Here is a 22045-nt window from a genome sequence, read left to right on the forward strand (position 1 = left end):
AGGCGATGGACAGCGTTATCAGCTCACTGATCGGCGCGGTCGGGTCGATCCTCGCGGCGCTGATCGCGACCGGATGGCGTCCGCGGAAGCCGCGCGGACCAGTACCGCCGCTCGACACGGGAGCCGGTGCCGAGCCGCGGACGGAGCTCAAGCTCAAGGAGGAGCCGACCGACTCGGTCGAGGTCTCCGAGGTAGGGCACTGACTTCGTCGCGAACAGTCCCTACGCCCGCTCTCCCACAAGGAAATCGGCGCAGCGTTCGCCGATCATGACCGCGGGTGCGTGCGTGTTGCCCGAGGGAACGGTCGGCATCACGGAGGCGTCCGCCACTCGCAGGCCGGTGACGCCGCGCACCCGCAGTCGCGGATCGACGACCGCGGTGGCGTCGTCGGCCGCGCCCATGCGGCAGGTGCCGACCTGGTGGTGGTAGCTGAGCAGGGTCTGCTTGATGTAGGCCGCGAGCTCGTCGTCGGTACGGACGCCGGGCCCGGGGGCGATTTCGCGGGAACGCCACGTGCTCAGGGCCGGTCGGGCACCGATCTCGCGGACGAGCTTGACCGCTGCGACCATGGTGGCGAGGTCGGTCGGGTCGGCGAGGTACTGCGGATCCAGGGCCGGCGGCCGGGCCGGGTCGGTCGAGCGGAGCCAGAGGCGGCCGCGGCTCAGGGGCCTGATGTCACCGGCCAGCACGGTGTATCCGTGTCCCTCCTCCGGGACGGTGTAGCCGTTCACGGGCAGCGGGGCGTGCGACATCAGCGGTTGCAGGTCCGGGGCCGGGAGCGACGGATCGGTCTTGGCGAAGAACTGCGCCTCCAGCTTGTTGGCCGTGCCCGGGGGGACGGGGAGCGCCGACTCGAACACGATCGGGGCGAGCAGGTGGTCGTGGAGGTTGGCGCCGACGCCGGGCAGGTCGGCTTCGACGGCGATTCCCAGGCGGCGCAAGTCGTCCGCGGGGCCCATGCCGCTGAGCATCAGCAGCTGCGGCGAGCCGATCGCGCCGGCGGACAGGACCACTTCGGTGCCGCAGCGGATCGTGGTGTGCTTGCCGTTGCGCGCGACCTCGACGCCGACGGCGCGGCCCCGGTCGAGCACCACGCGGGTGACCAGGGTGGAGGTGAGCACCGTCAGCAGCGGGTTGCCGATGATCGGCTGGACGAAGGCGACCCAGGCGCTGACGCGCCGGCCGTCGCGGATGTTCCGGTGGAGCAGGCCCGCGCCGAGGATCTCCGTGCCGTTGCAGTCGTCGTTGTGGGGGATGCCGGCCTCGGTGCAGGCCTCGACGAAGGCCGTGCTGACCGGGTTCGGGGCATGGTTGCGGGTGACGGGAAGCGGCCCGCCGACTCCGTGATGCGGCGACGTCCCGCCCTCGAAGTCCTCCGAGCGCTTGAAGTACGGCAGGACCTCGTCGAAGGACCAGCCGGCCGCTCCCTGCCGGGCCCAGGCGTCGTAGTCGGAACGATGGCCTCGGACATAGATCATCCCGTTGAGCGCGCTGGACCCGCCGAGCACCTTGCCGCGCGGCCAGAAGACCTGCGTGCCGGCCGCGTCCCGCTGGGGCTCGGTGCGGTAGGCGTAGTCGTCGGGGGACTCCCACAGCTCCCACATCCGGCCGGGATCGTGGATCGCGGGGTTGTGGTCCTCACGGCCGTTCTCGATGAGAAGGACACAATGGCCCGCGTCGACGAGCCGGCGGGCGACGACGCAGCCCGCCGAACCGGCGCCGACCACGATGTAGTCGTATTCGCTGGGTGTGGTTCTCATACCGGAAGCATCCGGCGTGGCGTCCGCCAAGCGCTTGTGACTGCGGGCACAGGCGCTTGACGGTTTGCGTACTGTCGCTAGGAACTGGAACTGGAACTGGAACTGGAACTGGAACCGGAACCGGGGAGCGCCGGAGATTCGCCGTCGCTGTCCCCGCCGCCGTTTCGCTCCAACGCCGCGATGAACGCGTCGATCGCCTGCTGCTGCTGTTGCCCGGTCGCCCCGGTCACCTCCAACGTCAGGTCGCCGACGCGTACCGACACGTTCCTCGCCGGCCGGTGCTGGAGCCAGGTCTCGATGGCATGAAGCATCGGCCGCACAAGCGTGGGGCCCAAGGTCACCAACACCGCGGCCGTGGACAGCGCCGCGCCGCTTTTCGCATGCTCCGGCACCGCGTCCGACGGCGCCAGGACCGCGTTGTCCACCTCCGTGGCGCCGAGCAGCTCCTGCCGGAGGCTCAGCGCCAGGTCGTGGGCCTCCTCCTGGTCGGCCTGCGCGTCGGGCCAGGGCCGCACCTCGATGTGGGCTCGCAAACGGCTCTCCGTCATTCGTCGTCCTCTGCTTCCGGCTCGTCGTCGGGCTGCCCCAGCCTCTGCAACCGCTCCAACGCGGCCTGGGGATCGGCCATCAGCTCCTGGTTCATGTCGAACGCGCGGAGTTGGGACACGGTCAGCGTCGCGGCGTGGATGCTCGCCCCGGTCACCAGCGAGGTCGTCTTCACGAGGACCAGCTGGCCGATCGCTATGACAGCGCTCTCGATGCCCTCCAGGGCCCGGACGAGTTTCGCCGCGGCGTCCGCGTGCTTGGCCGCGCCGGGTTCGACCAAGGCCGGCGGAACCGAGCGGATCGCGACGTCGATCGCGGTCTCGACGGCGCGGATCCGGGCAGCGGCCTCATGGTTGGGCAGCCCGCGCGCCATCCGGAACCTGTACTGCGCGAACCACGACGAGCGCCTCGGCCCGAAGGTCAGGTCCAGGCCGATCCCCTCGGCGGCGAGCAGATCGTTCAGCGCGGTGACCACGCTGCTCACCTGCTGCTCGTCGTCGGTACCGAGGTAGACGCTGACGTCGAAGGGAGCAGTGGGCAGCCGGGGCGTTCCCTGCGCCGGAAGGCTGTCGTGGACCTCGGACGGCATGACTTGCCGGGCGCTCGTCGACGCCGGAACACTGCGCGCGCCGAAGGCGTAGTCGAGCAGTTCGTGGGCCCGATAGGCGGGCATCTGGCGCAGCATCTCGCTGATGTCCCCGCCCACCACGACGCCGGGCACGGGCGCCTTGGCCAGCAGTTCCGTGATGTGCGCGATGGCCACGTAGTCGTGGCCCAGCAGCCGGATCCGCTCCTCCAGCCCGGCCTGCCCGGCCTTGAGGCGTTCCCGGTCCGTGCCGATCTGGACGCGGTCGATCTCGGACTGGCCCATGGCCACGTCCAGTTCCGCGCGCTTGAGCACCGCGTCCTGGTGGGCCATGGCGGTGCGGCGCACGGCCTCGTCCACGCCGGTCTGGTCGACGCGGAACTTGGACAGCGTGGTGCGGACCGCCTGGACGTCCCATTCGTGCAGGGCCTGTTCGAGCTGGTCCTGGAGCACCAGCCGGACGTCGTCGTAGTTCTCGACGAACTCCCGGTACGTGTACCGGGCCGCGGCCGAGCGCAGGTAGCCCTCCACGGTGCTGCCGATGACGTCCCGGACGAAGCGCTGGACCACCACGCGGTCCTGCGCGTGGCTGGCCCCGAACCGGTCGGTGCCCTCCTCCCCGAACCGGCTCACCAGCCGGGGGAGCGCGGACGCCGGGATCCGGATCACCTGCTTCATACCGAGCACCACGTCGTGGCCCTCGATGTTGACGGCGAGCTCGTCCAGCGGCGTGTCGTAGCGGCCGGAGGACTCCTTGCGCCGGTGGTCCGACCACTCCAGGATCAGATCCCTGGTCGGGATCACCTGGATCCGCGCGAACCACGGGTTGATGTGGTAGATCCCCGGGCTGATGGTCTGCTCCTGCACGCCGCGGCGACCGCCGTTCCGGAGGAACACGTTGGGCAGGAGGAAGTTCTGGTGCCCCGGCACCACCGGGCCCGGTTCGCCGTCGCCCAGCGGATCCATGCCGTCGCGGGCGATGACGACGCCGGCCTCCCCGGCCGGGATGTGGATCTCGCGCAGGTCCTCGGCGGTGAGGTCGTAGCGGCCGGCGCCGATGGTCTCGACGGTCAGCACCTCGAAGATGTGCGGGTTGATCGAGTACGTGCCGGCCCCGAGGACCCCCGGCTGCCGGCCCATCTGGCCGCCGCCGAGCAGGAACGCGGCGCCGTCCTGGAAGCTGTCGCACTCGATGTGCTCGGTCAGGACCCGGTCCCCGGCGAAGCGGGCGCCGACGCGGGCCACCACGACGCCGAACGTGCCCGGCGGGACCACCACCCGCGGCACCTCGGTGACGCGGTAGATCATCGAGGGGCGGAAGTAGAGCCGGTCGGCCTCCAGCGTCGCGGCCTGGACGCCCTGGGAGCCGAAGACCCGCACCTCGAACACGTCGAGCGGATTGTGGCCGCCGGCCGAGGGCACCTTGCGCTCCACGATGCCGATGTTGCCGGCGCGCACCGTGACGCTGGACTTGAGCAGGACGGTGCCCGCCACGACGATCAGCACGACCAGTATCAACAGTGCGAGTATCAACGGTTCGCCCTCCAGTCACGGAGTCGGAGATGCACGGTCAGGACGGTGCGCTCCCACAGCTCGGGCCAGTTCGCGCGGGTCTCGCCCGCCGCGTGCCGCAGCGTCGGGAAGAACCCCGGGGCGGTTCCCGCCGCCGCCACGAACGCCTCGAACTTCTGGTGGCGGGCCTCGTCCCAGCCCAGCGCCTGCGCCAGGACCAAGAAGTCGGCGTGCCCCTTGGCCGGGACGCCGTCACCGGGGCCCGAGTACTTGGCCAGTTGGGCGGTGAAGCCGTGGACGCCGTCCGTGTGGTGCGTCCAGCACCGGTCGAGATCGTCCAGGAGGGGCCCGGGGATCGAGTCGGCGTCGGAGATTTGGAGGAAGGCGCGGGGCCGGGAGCTGGTGCGAGGGCCGCGCCCGGCCGTCGTCGCGGATGCGACAGCTTGGAGGATCGCGTCCGTTGTCGCCTGGTCGGCGGCTGCGAACCGGCCGGCGACGAGGAGGTCTTGCAGGCCGGCCAGCGCCTGACTCCACGGCGCCGCCGTGTTCACCCGCATATGAGATGACTGACGGACGGTCGGGGGCGGCGCTGGCGCTTCCTCAAGTTTTCGACCAGGGCGTGCAGCCTCCTGTGCGAGCGCGAGCACGATCGTGCCTTGGGCGCCGTACAGCCACCGCTGCGGAGTCTGCGGACTTCCGGATTCCTTGACGCGGTCGAAGACATAGTCGGCGACATCGTCCACGGAGATGCGGCCGTCCCCGTTCACATCAGCCGCTCCGGTGCGCAGCCCCTCCACCAGAGCGGCAGTGAACACCGATCCGGCCTCCGCGCCGAGGCCGGTGCCTTCGAACGAGTACTCATAGGCCGTGGAGGCCGTGAGGACCACTCGGCCTCGGCCGCCGCCGTGGAAACGGACCCTCAGCTGGAGGGCGTCGTCCTCGCCTTTGGCGCCGGCCCGGGTGAACGCGCCGCTGAAGCACGAATCAAGGATGAGGACCTGCTGACGGGCCCGGCATTGCTCCAGCCGCTGAAGGATCCACTCCGCCTCGACGCCGGTGGCCGCCAGCCTGCCCTTCTGGGTGTCGGCGGCGGCGAAGTACAAACGGCCCTGTTCGTCGAGCAGCCCGTGACAGGACACGTAGACCAGCAACAGGTCGGCCGGGTCGGCATCGGCGACAAGATCCTCGATCGCCATCCGGATGTCCCGGTCCGAGCCGTCCAGGACCGTGACGACCTCGAACCCGCCGATGTGCGGCGCGGCCAGAACCTCGGCCAAAGCCACCGCGTCCTTCGCCGGGGCGCGCAGTCTGCGAAGGTCCCTATCGGTATATGTGCCGGTCGCGACGATGAGAGCACGCCGTCGGCCCGTCGGCGCGGACGCCCCGGACACCCCACCTCCTCCGTCGGCCGCCGCGCGGGGTTCCCTCTCCGTGCGGGCGGATCGGTGACTGTGCGTTGGGACTTTGGCTCTGGTGGCAGTTGTCCATCGTTTCAGCGGGTGGTGGTTCCGTGAAGGCCGAGGTCGTGTGGATTTGAGGCAGCAGGAGCGCGCGGTGGCAACGCCACGCTGACTGTCAGCCCGCCTCCCACGTTCGCCGCGGCCCGGACCTGCGCACCATGCGCCTGCGCCACAGCGGCGACGATGGACAGCCCCAAGCCGGCGCCCCGCACCGGGCCGGTCCGGGGCGGGTGGAGGCGCCGGAAGGGTTCGAAGAGGTCGGGGACCCGGTCGGGGGGAACATCGGGGCCGGTGTTGGTGACGGTCAGGGTCGCGTCCGGGGAGGTGTGGACCCGGACGGTGCCGCCGGGGTGGTTGTGGCGGATGGCGTTCTCGACCAGGTTGGCCGCGAGGCGGGTGAGCAGGACGGGGTCACCGGCGGTGGGGGCCGGATGGAGCGCGAGGGTCAGGGCGACGCCGGCGGCGGTGGCGGCCGGGCGCTGCTGGTCGGTGGCGTCGCGGGCCAGGACGGCCAGGTCCACCGGCTCCGGGGCGTCCGGGGCGCGTTCGCCCTGGGCCAGGATCATCAGGCCGTCGATGAGGCGTTCGGTGCGGGCCGTGGTCCGGAGGAGCTCGGTGCGCATGCGGGCTACCTGCTCGGGCGCCGCGTCCTGCAGCCCGATCTCGATCGCCGCGCGCTGGATGGCCAGCGGCGTGCGCAGTTCGTGGGAGGCGTTGGCCACGAAGCGGCGTTGGCTGTCCGCCGCGCGTTCCAGGCGGTCCAGCATGGCGTCGAAGGTGTCCGCCAGTTCCCTGAGCTCGTCCATCGGGCCGGTCAGAGCGATCCGTTCGTGGAGGTTCGACAGCGACAGGCGCCTGGCGGTCGCGGTGATGCGGTGCACGGGGCGCAGGACCCGGCCGGCGAGCCACCAGCCGGTGGTGGCGCCGGTGACCGCCAGGAGCGCCACGACGATCCAGGTGGCGGTCCACTGGTAGGCCAGGACGCTGTCTCCCAGGTCCTTGGCGAGGTTCATCGACGCGCCGTGGCGGGGAGCGGGGAGCTGCCGCGGGTCGGGCGTCGGCGCCGCCGTCAGCGTCGTCACTGCCGGCCCGCTCGGCATCGTCCCGGCCGGCGGTCCGGCAGGCGGTCCGGTCGGCGGTCCGGACACCGGCGTGACGTCGCTCTTGATGTCCGCGCCGGTCAGGGCGAACTTGTCGCGCAGGACTCGTTGGAGCAGCACGTTGACCGTGAGGACCAGCGCGGCGGCCGTGACGAAGAACAAGCCGGCGTAGAGCAGGGCGAGGCGCGCGCGGACGGTGGAGAACCGCCGTCTCATAGCCGGTACCCGCCGGGCACGGTCACGATGACCCGCGGCTCGCCGAGTTTGGCCCGCAGCTTGCTGACCGTGGCCTTCACCACGGTGGTGAACGGATCGGCGCGCTCGTCCCATGCGCGCTCCAGCAGTTCCTCCGTCGTGACGACCGCGCCCTGAGCGCGCATCAGGACTTCGAGGACGCTGTACTCCTTGCGCGACAAGGGCAGATAGCGGCCGTCGCGGAAGGCTTGGCGGCGCGGCGCGTCCAGCGTGATGCCGGCCCGGTTCAGGACCGGTGGCAGCGGCGGGACGCGGCGGCGGGCCAGGGCCTGGACCCGGGCGACCAGTTCGGCGTAGGCGAAGGGCTTGGGGAGGTAGTCGTCGGCGCCGAGACCGAGGCCCTCGACGCGGTCGCCGACGGTGACGGCCGCGGTCAGCATCAGGATCCGTACCGACGCCCCCTGCGCGACGAGCTCGCGGCACACGTCGTCGCCGTGCACCTCCGGAAGGTCGCGGTCCAGGACCAGCACGTCGTAGTCGTTGACGGACAAGCATTCCAGGGCCGCCGCGCCGTCATGGACGACATCGACCGCCATGGCCTGCCGGCGCAGGCCCTCCGCCACGAGATCCGCGAGAACGGGTTCGTCCTCGACCACGAGTATCCGCACAGCTCGTTCTAACACGCGGCCGGTCACCGCGCGGTCACCGTTTCCGATCACCGTCGCGTGACCGGGCCGCTGCCATCTTCGGCGTCATGAACCGATTCCGATCCGCCCGCCGAGCCGCTGTGCGGCGACCCGCGCTGATGGCCGGGCTGACGGTGCTCGTCGCCGCCGGCCTCGCGATCTCCGAGATGACCGCCTCCGCCGACCCGGCGGCTCGTCCCACGGCCCGCCCGTCGGCCGCCGCGTCCTGCGCGCCGGCGGCCGACGGCCCGTCCGGCCCGCCGGGAACGCCCAAGCCGACCACGGTCGCCACGCTGCGCATGGCCTACCAGTGCATTCTGGACCACACCTACATCGGCCCCGTCATCGACGACCGCGTGCTGTTCGCGGCGGCCTTCAAGAACGTCACCGCCGAACTCGCGAAGCGCGGCCTGGACCGCTCGGTCGCCACCCTTCCCGCGCTCACCGGGCGCCGGGGCGCCGACTGGGACGCGTTCGCCACGACCTACCAGACCTTGCTCGACGCCCTGCCGAACGATCCCGCGTTGCGGCAGGCGCTCGCCGAAGCGGTGATCGGGGGCATGATCGCCGCCATCGGCGACGACCATGACGTCTGGACCGGCTCGTTCCACGGCTCGCCGGCCGGTTACACCCTGGGGATCCTGCCCGGCTCGTCGGGCCGCGCGACCCCGAACATCCGCGACGCACAGCCGCCGTTCTATGTCTTGAAGGTGGAACCCGGGTCGCCCGCCGAACAGGCCGGGCTCAAGCCCGGTGACGTCATCGAGGCGGTCAACGGGGTGCCGCTGGTGGTCAACGGCATGGTCAGCCCCGGTGTGCTGGGCTGGCTCCAGCCCACGACCGCCGACCCGGTGAAGGTCACGCTCCACCGGCCGGCCACGGACCGGACCTGGACGGCCGAGCTGCGACCGGCGTCCCCGACCCCTGCGGGCCCGCGGACTCCGCCGCCGGTCACGGTGACGCTGATCGACGGCGGCGTGGCCGACGTCGTCCTGCCCGACTTCATGCCCGGCCGCGCGGACGAGGTGCTCCAGAAGCTGGCCGCGCTGCGCAAGACCTCGGACGTGCGCGGTGTCGTCCTCGATCTGCGCAGCAACGGCGGCGGCCGGGCCGAGGAGGTCGCCAAGCTGCTCGGGGCCTTCGCCCACAACAAGATCACCGGATGGAGCTGCCCGTTGCACGGCCCCTGCACCCCGGACCGCACCGACGACACCACGCCGTTGCTGAACCTGCCGATGGTGGAGCTGACGAACAGCATGTGCGCCTCGGCGTGCGACGCGTTCAGCAGCGCGGTCCGGGACCTGAAGCTCGGGAAGCTGGTGGGTGAGCGGACCTCGGGCATCGTCGCCGGGAAGCCTTCCGCCTACGTGCTCGACGACAACACGAGCCTGGTGCTGGTCGGTCAGCATCAGCTCGGCGCCGACCGCGAGATCCTCGACGGGATCGGGGTGGCGGTGGACTACAACGCTCCGCTGACGGCGGAAGCCCTCTCGAAGGGGACCGATCCGGCTGTGCAGCGTGCCGTGGCGCTACTGACTTCCTGAGGCTCGTCGCCGCGTGTCGTCCGAAGGCCGGGTCGCTCCGACCCGCCCTTCGGACCCTCGCCTTTGACTCGCAGTCACGAACGCATAACGTGCATGGCGTCCTTCGCCGCGCTGGGTGAATCTGGTAACTGTGACCCTCAACGTGCAGATCACCATGGCTGACGGCTCCAGCGCGGATCTTCTCGACCTCTACCGATGGCTGGCCGACACCAGAAGCGTGGCGACGAACTCCTCGTTGGGCGTGTCCACCAGCAGCGAGGACGGCATGGCCTCGGCCGGCAACGTGATCGGCCTCGCCGCGGACGAGGTGTCGTCGGTGAGCGCCGTGGTGCAGGCCTATGGCGCGTGGCGGGAGACCCGGACGTCCGCGCCGGCCATCACCGTCGTCGTGGCCGGCGGGGCGCCGCTGACGGTGGCCACCGGCTCCGAGGCGGAGTTCGACGCGGTCACCGAGGCCGCCGAGGCGGCGCGCGGCGCGCGGTAGCGCTGATCGTCCCCCGCGGCGTGGTTCATTTCGTCGGTGATCGTGGACGGCGGCTGATACCGCGAAGCGACTTTTCCTGTTGCTGACATGATCGACGTCGGCGGGTGGAACGATCCGGTGCGGAAGCCGGATCGAGTCGGACTGTGGAGGTCGTCGTGACCAGGTATGCGGTCGATGCCGAACGCTCGGCACTCATCGGGTTGTATTCCACCGGCATCGGGGACGTCGCGTTCACCGTGGCGGTGCTGCCGGCCGAGGTCGGCGTGGACGTGGCGCTGCAGGTCGCCAGCACGTCGGACGGGCTGGCCCGGGCGCTGTGGCGCTGCTACACGCATCCGGCGGCCGCCGCCGACGACGACATGAGCACCAACACGGAGGGCTGGCGCCGGAACAGCGAGCGCGAGGACTTCGACCGGGTGCCGGCGATCCTTGAGGATCCGCACCTGCCCGACGCGAGCGGCGCGCTGGTGATGGAGTACGGGATCGTCGCGGAGAGCGCGCACCGGCTCGGCCGGGCCCTGCACGAGATCGGCGACGAGGAGTTCGCCGCCGCCGTGCGGGCCGACGTGGCCGCCGAGATCGACGCGGTGAGCCGGGCCGAGCTCGGGGACCTGTCCGGCCGGGCGGTGCAGGCGGTGGTGCTGTCGCGGACCTCGGCGTCCCCGGTGCAGGTCGCCGCGGCCGACGCGCTGCTGCGCGAGCAGCCCCTGGGCGGCATCGAGCTGTTCACGGCGGTGGACCCGACGTCGGCGGCCGTGGCCGTGGCGCACTGGCTGCACGCCGCGGCGCGGGTCACCGCCGCAGCCTCCGGTTACGACGTGGCACAGGTGATCGTGGTGGCCGACGACATCGAAGCGGTGCCGACCGCGGCCCCCACGGTGGTGCTGCAGATGATGGAGAGCGGCGCCGGGCCCGACGAGGCGGTCACCGCGCTGGTCCGCGAAGCGATCGAGATCGCGGAGGGCAAGCTGCCGAACCTGCCCGAGCTGCTGGAGGCGCTGACCGAGGCCACCGAGAACGCCGAGCAGTTCGACACCGACACCGAAGGACTGCTGGAGAAGCTGGTCCGCGAGATCCGGACCACGCCGCTGGACACCTCCCGGCCCGCGCTCGACCTGCTGGAAGACCTGCTGACCGGGATCTACGCCTGCGCCCTGCTGTATCGGGAGTACGAGTCCGGCATCGAGGACGACGAGACGGTCGAGGCCTTCGACCTGGACGGCATCGACGACGTCGTCGGGGCGGTGATGGCCGAGGAGCGGGCGCGCGCCGCCGACCGCGCCGAGATCGCTGATGAGGACGGCGTTGTGGACGCCGTCGTGGACGGCGTCGTGGACAGCGCCGTCGACGAGGACGACGAGGACGAAGACTTCGAGTTCGACATCGACGATGACGCCGCCGAGGACGACGACGATCAAGACGACTATGACGAGGACGAGGACGACGACGACGAGGACGACGACGAGGACGACGACGACGACGAGTCCGACTGGCCGGCCCTGGCCTCGAACCGGTTCCTGGACGCCGTCCGCGCCCAGGCCGCGGCGACCGCCGACCGCCTGCTGTGAGCGTCGTAGTGTGTCGCACCGGAACATAACGGTACATGCGGTAGCTTGAGCGCAATCTGCTACAACCGGATCGCGTAAAGGCTGGTGGATGGGGCCGTCCAACTCATCGATCGCCGCGTCGAGGCTGCCGTCGCTCACCGGGCTGCGCTGGCTGGCAGCGCTCATGGTCTTCGCCGGACACATCGGTACTGAGCATGTCTTCCAGTCGCCGACCCACAACCGCGACTGGACCATGGCGTTCGGCGAAGCCTCCTCCGGCGTGTCGTTCTTCTTCGTGCTGAGCGGCTTCGTGCTGGTCTGGTCGGCGCGCTCCGGCGACAGTCCTCTGCGGTTCTGGCGACGTCGCGTTGCGAAGATCTATCCGAGCCACGTGGTCATGTGGGGTGTCGCGGTCCTGGTCGCGATGCTGTGCTGGCACGACGCGGTGCGGCCCGACTACGCAGTGGGCAACCTGTTCCTGCTCCAGCCGTGGATCAACGTCGTCAAGTTCTCCTACAGCTTCGACAAGCCCAGCTGGTCGCTGGGCTGCGAGGCGTTCTTCTATCTGCTTTTCCCCTTCCTGCTGCCGCTTGTGAAGCGTGCTTCGGCAAGGGTCGTGCAGCTGATCGCCATCGCCATTCCGGTACTGATGGAGTTGTCGACCGTCTGGGCCACGGATCACATGTCCTATCTCGACGGGGCTTGGTTCACCTATATGTTCCCACCGGTCCGGAGTTTGGAATTCCTACTGGGCATGCTCGTGGCCGAGTTGGCCCTGCGGGGACGATGGCGTGGTCCGAAACTCGGCGCGGCGACCGTCATCGTCGTGGCCGCCTACCTGGCCACGCGGAGCTTGGGCTGGTTCCCGCTCTCCATGCCGGAAAGGTGGTGGATGGCGGGGCTGGCGGCGGCCTATGCCGTGCTCATCGCTGCCGCCGCGCAGGCGGATATGGCGGGTACGAGGTCGCTGTGGCGCCATCCGGTTCTTGTCTGGCTCGGCGAGGTCTCGTTCGGGTTCTACCTGGTCCACGCCTTCTTCATCAACGGTGTGATGCGCGCGTTCGGCCGTGAGAACACGGGATGGAGCACCGGGGTGGCCGTTGCGATGATCCCCGTGTTTCTCGCGGTGTCGATCTTCTTGGCCTCGTTGCTCCATCGCTACGTGGAGCTGCCTATGATGCGATGGATCGGGCCTAAGCGTGCTCGTGGCAAGCGGCCTGCCCCCGCCGCTGCACGAAGGCGCGAGGTACCGGTGTCGCGCGGCGAACGCATTCCCATTGAGGATACAAAAATCTGATCGGAACTCTTCCGATATCAGAACCTCTTAGGTTGAGCTCGTCGCACGCGTGGCATCCCGGGTTCACGCGTGGAGCGCTGTTATCGTGCCTTTGTTGTTCATGGCTGAGGTCCTGTTCTGGATCCGCGACAAAGGTAACCGTGTATCGTGAATCTGGATCGTGACCTCAGCGTCAGCTATGTCATCGCCGCTCATAACAGCGCGGTGGTGATCGCCCGGACTCTGGCCGATGTCGAGCAGCGCCTGGCCGGGCGGCAGTCGGAGATCATCGTCGTCGAGAACGGCTCGACCGACGATACGTACGACGTTCTGGAGCGGTGTGCCAAGGACTGGGAATCCGTGGACACCGCGCTACGAATCGTGGTCTCCGAGAAGGGGCTCGGCCACGCTTGGCGGACCGGTATCGCGATCTCGGCGGGGGACATCGTGGTGCTCACGGCGGACGATCTGCCGTTCGGCTTCGACGACCTCGATGCTTCAGAGCACCGGGTCCTTGAACACTGTCCGGTACTCATCGGGTCGAAGGCCCACAAGGACTCGGTCATCCACCGTGGCGCCGTCCGGCAAACGGCGTCGCGGGGATACCAGCTCCTTCGCCGGATCGTCCTGGGGATAAGGACCGGTGACCCCCAAGGCACCTATGTGCTGCACGGCCCCTGGGCCAGGTCCGTGAACCACACGCTGTGCGAGCCCGGGTTCCTGATGTCAACGGAACTGGCGTACGCCGCCGAGTCCTGCGGACTGGTCCCTTTCGAGGTCCCGGTCCGGCTCCGACGGCCCGCGGCCGAGGCCCGCAGCCGGGTCGGGATCGCCGACGCCTGGGTGATAGGACGCGGGCTGTGGCGTCTGCGCCGGCGGCGGGCCGAGCTCGCGGCCGCCGGGGCGGCCGCCGCTGTGGTCGGCGCCGCCGCCACCGCCAACTCCGCCGGCACCGGCACCGGCACCGGCACCGGCACCGCCAACTCCGCCGCCACCGCCAACTCCGCCGCCACCTCCGGAAGCGTCGGTCTGCCCACGCGCGGGCCGGGGCAAGAGATCGGATACGGGGTGGTGGCGTGAAGGCGGCCGAGCCGCTCGTCCTGCCGGGTGCCCGCAAGCCGGTCAGGCTGCGGGGCCCGGTGCGGCATCCCGCCCCGCCGGCGCGGCCGCGGACGCGGCGGCCGGCACGCACCTTCCTGGTGCCGGCTGCGCAGGCCGCTCTCTGCGCGGCAGTCCTCGGCACGCTGCTGGACCTGCGATACGGCTACGCGGCCGGACGCATGGACCACTTCGTGCTGTCGACCGTCGGACTGCACTGGGTGCACCCCGACTGGTTCGCCGGCGACTGGGCCATGACCCACGCGCCGCAGCCGCACTGGTTCTTCGACGTCGAGACGTGGTTCGGCGCCTCGCTGGGGATCCTCGCGGGCGTCTACCTGCTGCACTGGTTCGCGAGTCTGATCGTGTTCGGACTCGGCACGGTGCTGCTCGCCCGTTCCTGGGCCCCGGGCTACGCGCTGCCGGTTGCGCTGTCCGTATCGGCGATGACCGCGCTGACCCCCGGCCTGCTGATGGGCACCGGGTCGCCGGTCCTCGCGATCGCGCTGCCCGAGATGCTCGGCGGATTCCTGGTCTACCTGTTCGTCGCGGCGATCCTGACCGGACGGCGCGAGATCGCGTGGGTGGTGGCTCCGGTCACCGCGATCGTCCATGTGCAGCAGGGCTCGATCGTGGCGGTGCTGATCGGGCTGGTCCTCGCGATCGACCTTCTCCGGCGCAGGGCGGGCCACTCGCTGCCACCCGGTTTGCTGAAGCCCGCCGTGGTCTCCCTGACGGTGACCGGCGTGCTGGTGATCGGCGGACTCGCGGCCCGGCCGGTCGCCGGCTCCATCGGCGATTTCGCAGACATCTGCGAAACGCTGATTCCGTACCACTGCGCTGCTGACAAGTGGGGTTCGCACGACGTCCACACGGCTTTGGCGTCGCTGGGGCTCGCCGGACTGACGGGTTTCCTTGTGCCGCGGGCGCGCCGTGCGCTGTGGTTCGTGGTGTTCTTCCTTCCCGCACTGGTGCTGGTCGCGGGGGTCTTCGCGGTGCGGTGGAGAGTGCCCGAGCTGGGACTTCTCGCGCAGGGCATCAACGTCTTCCGGCTGGACGCGTTCCTGGCCGCGTTCGCGCCGTGGGGGCTCCTCGTCCCGTTGCTTCGGAGCAAGGGCAGGCATCCTCGGTTGCTGCTGGCCGTGACGTTGGTGCTCGGCTACCTCGCGGTCGGTCCCGCGACCTGGGGCTCGTGGCTGATCGCGCCGCATCGCGGTGGCCTGGCGATGCTGATCGGGGCTGTGGCGCTGGTCGTGGGTGCGCGCGCGGTGTATTCCGGTACTGCTTCCCAGCGACTGCTGTGGAGCTGCACCCTGCTGGTCGGCGCCGAGTTCGTCGCGTCGGCGGCGTCCGCCGGGCTGCTGACCGCCAGGTCGGCGGGAGTGGCGTCGCCGGGACTACGTACGGACGTCACCAGCGACTTCGACAGGTGGGGACGCGCGGTCGAGCAGATCGTGCCGGTGGGCGCGCAGCTGGTCTCGCCGCCGACCGATCAGCGGATCCGGATGGCGACGCACCGCGGGATCGTCGTGGACTGCAAGTACGTGCCTTACGGAGGTGAGCCCTGGCACGAGTTCCGCCGGCGCCTCGATGCGCTCGGCGGTATCGCGCAGTGCCATGGAGACCCGCACGGGTACGCGGATCTGAACCCTGATCAGCTGTGGCAGGCGGCTCGGACCTACGGTGCTTCGTACGCGGTGTTGGCGATGCCGAAGGTGCCGGTGATGCGGAGACTGGTCGCGCAGGGCTGGGTCCAAGTGATGGGCCCTGAGAACCGGATTCCCTATGTGGTGATGCGGATTCCGGGCGGGTAGCGGAAGCCGTTCACGGGGACTGCCCGGAAGCGGTTGAACAGGCTGGGACGCGGTTGGAGGGCGTTGCTAGGATCACGGCGCTGTGTCCGGTCTGAAATGGGGGGACGATGTCTCAGGCTCGTCGGATCACCACGCTCGCCTTGTCGACGCTGGCAGTGTCGGCCGGGCTGCTTCCGGCCTCCGCGCACGCGGATGCGCCGAGCAAGATCTACGTCGACCACACACCCGGTCTGGGATGCTCCGACACCGGTACAGGTGTCGGGAGCAAGGCGAAGCCCTTCTGCTCGATCAACGCCGCGGTCGCCGTGGCGGGTCCCGGCAGCCACGTCATCGTCAGCGGGCAGACCAACGCTTTCAGCGTGAACGTCGACGCCGTGGGCTATTGGCTGACGGCGCCGATCGCGCCGCCCTCGGGCGAGCCGGGGAATCCGGTGACGATCGAGGCCGCCGCGCCCGGGCTGGAGATCGACGCGCCGCCCGGAGGGCCTTCGTTCCAGTTGGACAACGTGCACGACGTGGTCATCAAGGGATTCGACCTGTCGGGGCCGACCGCCACCGCGCATCAGCCGAGCCGGGTCTCGTTCGTCGGCAACACCTTCGTCGAGAGCGGCGTGGAGCTGACCGGGGCGTCGGACTGCTCGTTCATCGGGAACTGGGGCGGGGCGACGATCGACGGGGGCTCCACCAACACGCTGATCGCGAACAACCTCATCGAGGACAGCTACGGCGCGTTCACCATCGAGGACTCGACGGGGACGAAGATCGTCAACAACACCATGCCCTACAGCGAGTTGTGGCTGCAGGGGGCGTCGACGGGGACGACGATCGAGAACAACCTCATCGACCATCTGATCGTTCCGCCGACGGCGGTGGCGGGGACTGTCGAGGACTACAACCACGTCACCGCGACCTATTCCGGCGGCCCGCAGGCCTATTTCTGGGACAACGGGATCTACGACCACGCCGATTTCGTGGCGCACACCGGTCAGGGTGTGCACGACAGCGGCGGGCCGATCACCGATGCCCCCGCGCCCACGGGCAACGGGTTCGGTGCGCATGTGCCGACGCTGCCGGTGCTGATCGATTCGGCTGATTCGGCGGCGCCGGGGATTCCGGCCACGGACGCGCTGGGCCAAGCGCCGCTTGACGATCCGGCGGTGGCGGACACCGGCGCCGGGACGGTCGCGGTGCGGGACCGGGGCGCCGTGGAGAACACGGGACTGGGGACCGTCCAGATCAGCATGGCGCATGTGACGGACCACGCCGCGTACAAGACGCGGACGTTCAACGTGGCTCGGGCCGGCGACACCTGGGCCGGGGACGTCACGTACACGTTCGATTTCGGGGACGGGCAGGTGTCGCCCGCGCAGTCGTCGCCGAGTGCGACGCACACGTATGCCGCTGACGGCGACTACACAGTGACGGTCACGGCGAAGGCCGCGAACGGTCGGAGCACGACCAGCTCCACGGGCGTCGTCGTGCTGCCGCGGTCCCGGCCGGACATCGTGATGGCGTCGAATCCCATTGCGGCTGACGGAACGCTGTACATGGAAGCGCAGCCGGTGGACGGATGGCAGACGGGATATCTGCCGCAGGGGTGGTACACGTTCGACTGGGGGGACGGCACGTCGTGGAACGGCGGAGCCAACGGGAAGCACGTGCTCGGGGCCGCGCACACGTATAAGGACCCGAACGCGAACCCCACGACCACGGTGACGTTGCTCGACAACGCGGGCTGGGAGTGGAAGTGGACCTACACGCCGCGGACCGATCAGCAGGTGCCGGCGGTCTCGAGCCCGCCTTCGCCGGGCGGCTGGGTCGCCGGCGGGTCCGGCGGCGGGACCACGCCTCCGCCCGGAGGCGGAACGACGCCGCCTCCGCCCGGCGGCGGGACCACGCCACCCCCGACCGGCGGCGGGTCCGGGCAGCCGGTCGTGACGCGGCTCGGCGGATCGGACCGCTACGCGACGGCTCAGACCGTCTCGGCGGCGCAGTGGCAGGCCGGGCGTGCGGCGGCCGTGGTGCTGGCGCGGGGGGACCAGGCGCCGGACGCGTTGGCGGGAGTGCCGTTGGCGGCGCTGAAGGGCGGGCCGTTGTTGTTGACGGACCCGGCGGCGCTGGATCGAGGGACGCGGTCCGAGATCGACCGGGTCCTGGGTGGGCCGGGGTCGAAGAAGACCATCTACATCCTGGGCGGTTCCAGCGCGGTTTCGCCGAGTGTCGAGCAGGAGTTGCAGCGGGCCGGGTACACGGTGAAGCGGCTGTTCGGCAGCGCCCGGTACAGCACGGCCTTGGCGGTGGCCGGGGAGTTCCCGGCGGGGAAGGAAGCCGTCGTGGCCACCGGGTTGGACTTCCCGGACGCCTTGGCGGCGGGGCCGCTGGCGGCGCAGCGCAGCGCGCCGATCGTCCTGTCGGAGGGGAACGTCGTCAGCGGTGCGACAGCGGCCTTCCTGCGGGGGAAGGGGACCGTCGACGCGGTGGGAGGCGCGGCGGTGAAGGCTGTGAAGGGGTTGGTGGGGTCGGGTGGTTCCGGGCCGGTGGTGAACACGTACGCCGGGGCTGACCGGTTCGCGACGGCCCTTGATGTTGCGGGGGCTCTGGCCAAGGGGCTGGGGCGGCCGGTGACCGGAGTGGGAGTCGCGTACGCGTTCAACTTCCCGGATGCCTTGACCGGCGGTGCTTTTGCGGCGACGGCGGGGCAGCCTCTGTTGCTGACGGACCGGGGAACCGCGGACCCGGGGCTGGTGGCGGCTTTGAAGGGCTTCGGGACCGGGCTGAAGGGCGTCGAGATCTTCGGCGGAACGTCCGTCGTTTCGCAGGGGGTTGAGGACCAGATCGCCCGGACGATCGGCGGGATCGAGAGGTAGGGGGCGGAGAAGGGGCCTCCGAGATCTGGGAGAGGACGGGCCGTGGCGATTCTCGTGACCGGTGCGACGGGCTTTGTCGGCTACGCCGCTGTGCACCGGTTGCTGGGCGCGGGGCACGACGTCATCGCCACGAGCCGAAGCGCCGAGGCCCAGTGGCCCGGCGGCGCCGTGAAGCTGGTGCACGGCGATCTTCGCGATCGCGAGTTCGCTCGGCAACTGGTACGGGACGCGGACGCGGTGGTTCATCTGGCGGCGCTTACGCGCGTGCGCGAGAGCTTCGACCAGCCGGAGGACTACGCGGCCGTCAACGTGACCGGTACCGAGAACCTGCTCGCGGCGATCGAGGAGGGCGGCCGGTCGTGTCCGTTCGTGAACCTGTCGACGGCAGTCGTCTACGGCACTCCTGAGCGGCAGCCGATCTCGGAGGACTTCGCGACGGCGCCATCGAATCCGTATGGCGTCACGAAGCTCGCCGGCGAGCAGGCCGTGCGGCGTGCTGCCGAGGCGGGAGTGGTGGCGGGCGTGTCGTTGCGTGGGTTCAACATCTGCGGCGCGGTGGAGAACCGCGCCGACAGTGATCTGAGTCGCATCGTCCCGAAGGCTGTCGCCGTGGCGGCGGGCCGGTTCCCGGAGCTGGCCGTCAACGGGGACGGGAGGGCGATCCGGGACTTCGTCCATGTCGCCGACGTGGCCGAGGCCGTCGTGCTGGCGTTGGGGCACGCGGCGCCGGGCCGGTTCGACGTCTACAACGTCGGCGCGACCCCGGCGACGGTCGCTGGGATCGTCGCTGTCGTGGAGCAGGTCGCGGGCGTCCGCCTGCCGGTGCGCCACAACCCGCCCGCGCCGGAGGCGCCCGAGCTGCGCGCGGATACCTCGCGGATCCGCCGCGAGCTCGGATGGCGGCCGAGGTTCTCCTCGCTTGAGCGGATCGTCGGTGACGCGTGGGCTGCCGAACGCCGATGACGGTGCGGTCAACCGGCGAGGGTGATGAGGCCGCTCTGGTAGGCGTAGGCGACGGCCTGGGCCCGGCTGGTGAGGCCTAGTTTGTTCATGCCCCGGTAGAGGTGGGTCTTCACGGTCACCTCGGCCAGATGGAGCCGGGCGGCGATGTCGGCGTTGGACAGGCCGTGGGCGGCCAGGCGGAAGACGTCGCGTTCGCGGTTGGTGAGGCAGGTGGCCGTGCGTCGGGCGGCGACGTGGACCGGCGCGGCCAGGGGCAGGGCGGGAACGGTGGAGCGGGGGACTGGCGGGCCGCTGATGGCCGGGCCGCCGCTGGCCAGGTCGCCGATGACCGGGCCGCCGACGGCCGGGTCCCGGACGGTCGGCGGGGCGTGGGTGTAGGCGTCGATCAGGCGATGGGTGATCTCGGGCGTGAACGGGAGGTCCCCGTCGCAGACGGCTTCCACCGCGGCGAACAGCCGGCGGGCCGGGATGGTCTTCAGCAGGAACCCGCTGGCACCGGCGCGGAGGGCGGCGTGGAGGTACTCGTCGTGGTCGAAGGTGGTCAGGATCAGGACGCGGGGCGGCGGCGGGGCGGCCTCGGCGAGGACCCGTTCCATGGCGGCGATGCCGTCCATGCCGGGCATCCTGATGTCCATCAGGATGAGGTCGGGCCGGTCCCTGGCCGCGGCCTCGACGGCTTGCTCGCCGTCGGCGGCTTCGGAGACGGTGTGTCCGGCGGGGGCCGCGCGCAGCAGCGCGACGAGCCCTTCGCGGACGAGGTCTTGGTCGTCGACGATCAGAATCCGGGCCACGATTGGCTTCCCCCGTTGAGTGTCCCCGTGGTCGCACCGGGCGGGTGCTAGCGGTGCGCTGTTCCGGTGGTGTCGGGCGTCGGCAGGTCGAGACGGACGCGGAAGCCGCCGTCCGCGGTGCGTTCGGCGGTCAGGGTGCCTCCATAGATCCTGGCGCGCTCGGCCATGCCGATCAACCCGTATCTGACCCCTGATGCGGGGCGGGGTTCGAGGTCGCCGTCGTTCTCCACGGTGACGCGCAGGGCGTGGGGAAGGTATTCCAGGGTCAGCTCCGCGCGGGTCGGCCTGGCGTGCTTGACGATGTTGGTCAGGGACTCCTGCACGATGCGGTAGGCGCAGACCTCCAGGCCGGTGCCCAGCGGGCGACGGTGTCCGGTGACGGTGACGTGCAGCGGGACGCCGGCGGCCTGGACGCGTCCGGTCAGTTCCGACAGCCGGCCCAGGCCCGGGGCCGGGGTGCGGCCGCGGCCCGGGTCCTGGTCGGGGTCCAGGCGCAGGGCGTCGAGCAGGTGGTGCAGATCGGTGACGGCGTCGCGGCCGGCGTCGGCGATGGCGGCCAGGGCGCGCCGGGCCGTGCCGGTGTCGGCGTCGATGACGTAGCCGCCGAGCTCGGCCTGGACGGTGATCACCGACAGGTGGTGGGACACCAGGTCGTGCAGCTCGCGCGCGATCCGGACCCGCTCGACGGTCAGGGCCTGCCGGGCGTTGTCGGCGTTGAGGCGGGCCAGTTCGACGGCGAGCTCGGCCAGCTGCCGGTTCCGGAGCTGGAGCTTGCGGTAGCCGGCGCCGGTCACCCACAGCATGCCGACCCAGGCCACGGTCTGGATGACGGTGTCGACATGGGGGTTCGGCCAGCTGGCGAGCCCCGAGGCGGTCAGGTAGCCGGAGAGCGCCATCGCACAGCCTCCGGTCAGTGGCGTCGGGCGGGTGCCCGCGACGGTGAGGAAGGCCAGCTGCGGTGCCAAGCGGTTCAGGTCCGGGCCGTAGCCGGCCACCTGGGACAGGGCGGCCAGGGCGCAGCTGACGGCGAACACGGCGACCGGGGCGTGGCGGCGGGCCGCCACCGGGAGCTGGGACAGGACCGTCAGCGCGATGCCGGCCGAGTCGTAGGGGCGGTGGCCGGTGGATTCGCCCAGGCCCACGCGGACGGTCAGGACGGCGCACGACGCCGCGAGGAGCCAGTCCACCGCCTGGGCCCAGCCGTGCACCATGGACGACCACTCCGGGCGGGGCGCGAGGGGCCGTTCGGTGCTTTTCGCCAGCTCCACATGCGCAGGTTAGGAGGAAACGGGCGCGCCGCACATCCCACTGGAGTCTCAGTTTCCTGCTACGTGGGTAGTAGGCGCGCCGCCGGAGCGGGCGCGCCCCCGCCGGAGAACCGGGGGAGGGGACGCGCCCGCCGGGCTGTCAGGCGTGGGCCGCGTACCAGTTGGCCGAGCTGTTGTTCCAGTGCGAGTTCACCGAGGTGCAGTAGGCGTAGGAAGTGGTGTTGGCGTGCGCGCTCGCGCCGATCACCGTTTTGCCGTTCGCGCACTTGGCGACGGCCACGAACGGGCCCCAATTGCACTTCACGCCGATGGTGTTGCTGTCGTGCCACGCCAGGGTGCAGCCGCTGGTGGACGCCGGCTGGACCACGCCGGCCGGCGCGACGGTGGCGGCTGAGGCCGAGGTGGCGATCCCGAGCGGGGCGATGAGCGCGCCGCCGGCCAGCATTGCCGCCACGATGGTCTTCTTCATGGGATTGCCTTTCTTCGCAGATCGCGGCCCCGCGGAATGAGGGCCGCGATCTGAAAGCTAGGATCCGTGAATTCATCGG

Annotated in this window: 18 protein-coding genes; 9 read left to right on the forward strand and 9 right to left on the reverse strand. The window is 70.6% G+C overall.

Going from position 1 to position 22045, the window contains the following annotated elements:
- Positions 1 to 5 precede the first annotated feature (5 nt).
- A complete protein-coding gene (locus ABD481_RS22205) occupies positions 6 to 203 on the forward strand; it encodes a hypothetical protein (protein ID WP_344667646.1) in 198 nt (65 codons plus the stop codon).
- A gap of 18 nt (positions 204 to 221) precedes the next feature.
- On the opposite strand, the gene ABD481_RS22210 is transcribed toward ABD481_RS22205, so the two are convergent.
- The 6 genes from ABD481_RS22210 to ABD481_RS22235 all read right to left on the reverse strand — a co-directional run bounded on the left by ABD481_RS22210 (position 222) and on the right by ABD481_RS22235 (position 7827).
- The gene (locus ABD481_RS22210; protein WP_344667647.1) at positions 222 to 1760 is read right to left on the reverse strand and encodes a GMC family oxidoreductase; all 1539 of its coding nucleotides are present in this window, start codon (positions 1758 to 1760) and stop codon (positions 222 to 224) included.
- A 77-nt stretch (positions 1761 to 1837) separates the two neighbouring features.
- Entirely contained in the window at positions 1838 to 2308 is a 471-nt protein-coding gene (locus ABD481_RS22215; protein ID WP_344667648.1) for an effector-associated constant component EACC1, read from the reverse strand.
- Positions 2305 to 4410 carry an SPFH domain-containing protein gene (locus tag ABD481_RS22220; RefSeq protein ID WP_344667649.1) on the reverse strand — a complete coding sequence of 702 codons (2106 nt, stop codon included), beginning with the start codon at positions 4408 to 4410 and terminating at the stop codon, positions 2305 to 2307. The genes ABD481_RS22215 and ABD481_RS22220 overlap by 4 nt, the downstream gene beginning before the upstream one ends.
- 11 nt (positions 4411 to 4421) lie before the next feature.
- Positions 4422 to 5795, reverse strand: a complete 1374-nt coding sequence (locus ABD481_RS22225) for a caspase, EACC1-associated type (RefSeq protein ID WP_344667650.1) — start codon at positions 5793 to 5795, stop codon at positions 4422 to 4424.
- Positions 5796 to 5896: 101 nt separating this feature from the next.
- Positions 5897 to 7180 carry a sensor histidine kinase gene (locus ABD481_RS22230; RefSeq protein WP_344667651.1) on the reverse strand — a complete coding sequence of 428 codons (1284 nt, stop codon included), beginning with the start codon at positions 7178 to 7180 and terminating at the stop codon, positions 5897 to 5899.
- Positions 7177 to 7827: a response regulator transcription factor gene (locus ABD481_RS22235; RefSeq protein WP_344667652.1), complete on the reverse strand. Its 651-nt coding sequence runs from the start codon at positions 7825 to 7827 to the stop codon at positions 7177 to 7179. The genes ABD481_RS22230 and ABD481_RS22235 overlap by 4 nt, the downstream gene beginning before the upstream one ends.
- 86 nt (positions 7828 to 7913) lie before the next feature.
- Here ABD481_RS22235 and ABD481_RS22240 point away from each other — a divergent pair, with 86 nt between their 5' ends.
- From ABD481_RS22240 to ABD481_RS22275, 8 genes are all read left to right on the forward strand, one after another.
- A complete protein-coding gene (locus ABD481_RS22240) occupies positions 7914 to 9389 on the forward strand; it encodes a S41 family peptidase (RefSeq protein WP_344667653.1) in 1476 nt (491 codons plus the stop codon).
- A 130-nt stretch (positions 9390 to 9519) separates the two neighbouring features.
- Positions 9520 to 9873 (forward strand): effector-associated constant component EACC1, encoded by a 354-nt coding sequence (locus ABD481_RS22245; protein WP_344667654.1) that lies wholly within the window; start codon positions 9520 to 9522, stop codon positions 9871 to 9873.
- Positions 9874 to 10028: 155 nt separating this feature from the next.
- Positions 10029 to 11441 (forward strand): hypothetical protein, encoded by a 1413-nt coding sequence (locus ABD481_RS22250; protein ID WP_344667655.1) that lies wholly within the window; start codon positions 10029 to 10031, stop codon positions 11439 to 11441.
- Positions 11442 to 11529: 88 nt separating this feature from the next.
- The gene (locus ABD481_RS22255; RefSeq protein ID WP_344667656.1) at positions 11530 to 12717 is read left to right on the forward strand and encodes an acyltransferase family protein; all 1188 of its coding nucleotides are present in this window, start codon (positions 11530 to 11532) and stop codon (positions 12715 to 12717) included.
- A 147-nt stretch (positions 12718 to 12864) separates the two neighbouring features.
- Positions 12865 to 13776 carry a glycosyltransferase gene (locus tag ABD481_RS22260; RefSeq protein WP_344667657.1) on the forward strand — a complete coding sequence of 304 codons (912 nt, stop codon included), beginning with the start codon at positions 12865 to 12867 and terminating at the stop codon, positions 13774 to 13776.
- Positions 13773 to 15608: a DUF6798 domain-containing protein gene (locus ABD481_RS22265; protein WP_344667658.1), complete on the forward strand. Its 1836-nt coding sequence runs from the start codon at positions 13773 to 13775 to the stop codon at positions 15606 to 15608. The genes ABD481_RS22260 and ABD481_RS22265 overlap by 4 nt, the downstream gene beginning before the upstream one ends.
- A 107-nt stretch (positions 15609 to 15715) precedes the next feature.
- Positions 15716 to 18475, forward strand: coding sequence for a cell wall-binding repeat-containing protein (locus ABD481_RS22270; RefSeq protein ID WP_344667659.1), 2760 nt, complete (start codon positions 15716 to 15718; stop codon positions 18473 to 18475).
- 42 nt (positions 18476 to 18517) lie between these two features.
- Positions 18518 to 19438 carry an NAD-dependent epimerase/dehydratase family protein gene (locus ABD481_RS22275; RefSeq protein WP_344667660.1) on the forward strand — a complete coding sequence of 307 codons (921 nt, stop codon included), beginning with the start codon at positions 18518 to 18520 and terminating at the stop codon, positions 19436 to 19438.
- 8 nt (positions 19439 to 19446) lie between these two features.
- On the opposite strand, the gene ABD481_RS22280 is transcribed toward ABD481_RS22275, so the two are convergent.
- From ABD481_RS22280 to ABD481_RS22290, 3 genes are all read right to left on the reverse strand, one after another.
- Positions 19447 to 20229 (reverse strand): response regulator, encoded by a 783-nt coding sequence (locus ABD481_RS22280; protein WP_344667661.1) that lies wholly within the window; start codon positions 20227 to 20229, stop codon positions 19447 to 19449.
- A gap of 47 nt (positions 20230 to 20276) precedes the next feature.
- Positions 20277 to 21497, reverse strand: coding sequence for a sensor histidine kinase (locus ABD481_RS22285; RefSeq protein ID WP_344667662.1), 1221 nt, complete (start codon positions 21495 to 21497; stop codon positions 20277 to 20279).
- Positions 21498 to 21636: 139 nt separating this feature from the next.
- Positions 21637 to 21966 carry a hypothetical protein gene (locus ABD481_RS22290; protein ID WP_344667663.1) on the reverse strand — a complete coding sequence of 110 codons (330 nt, stop codon included), beginning with the start codon at positions 21964 to 21966 and terminating at the stop codon, positions 21637 to 21639.
- Between the last annotated feature and the right edge of the window lie 79 nt (positions 21967 to 22045).

The organism is Catenulispora yoronensis (genome assembly GCF_039531695.1).
Taxonomy (GTDB): Bacteria; Actinomycetota; Actinomycetes; order Streptomycetales; family Catenulisporaceae; genus Catenulispora; species Catenulispora yoronensis.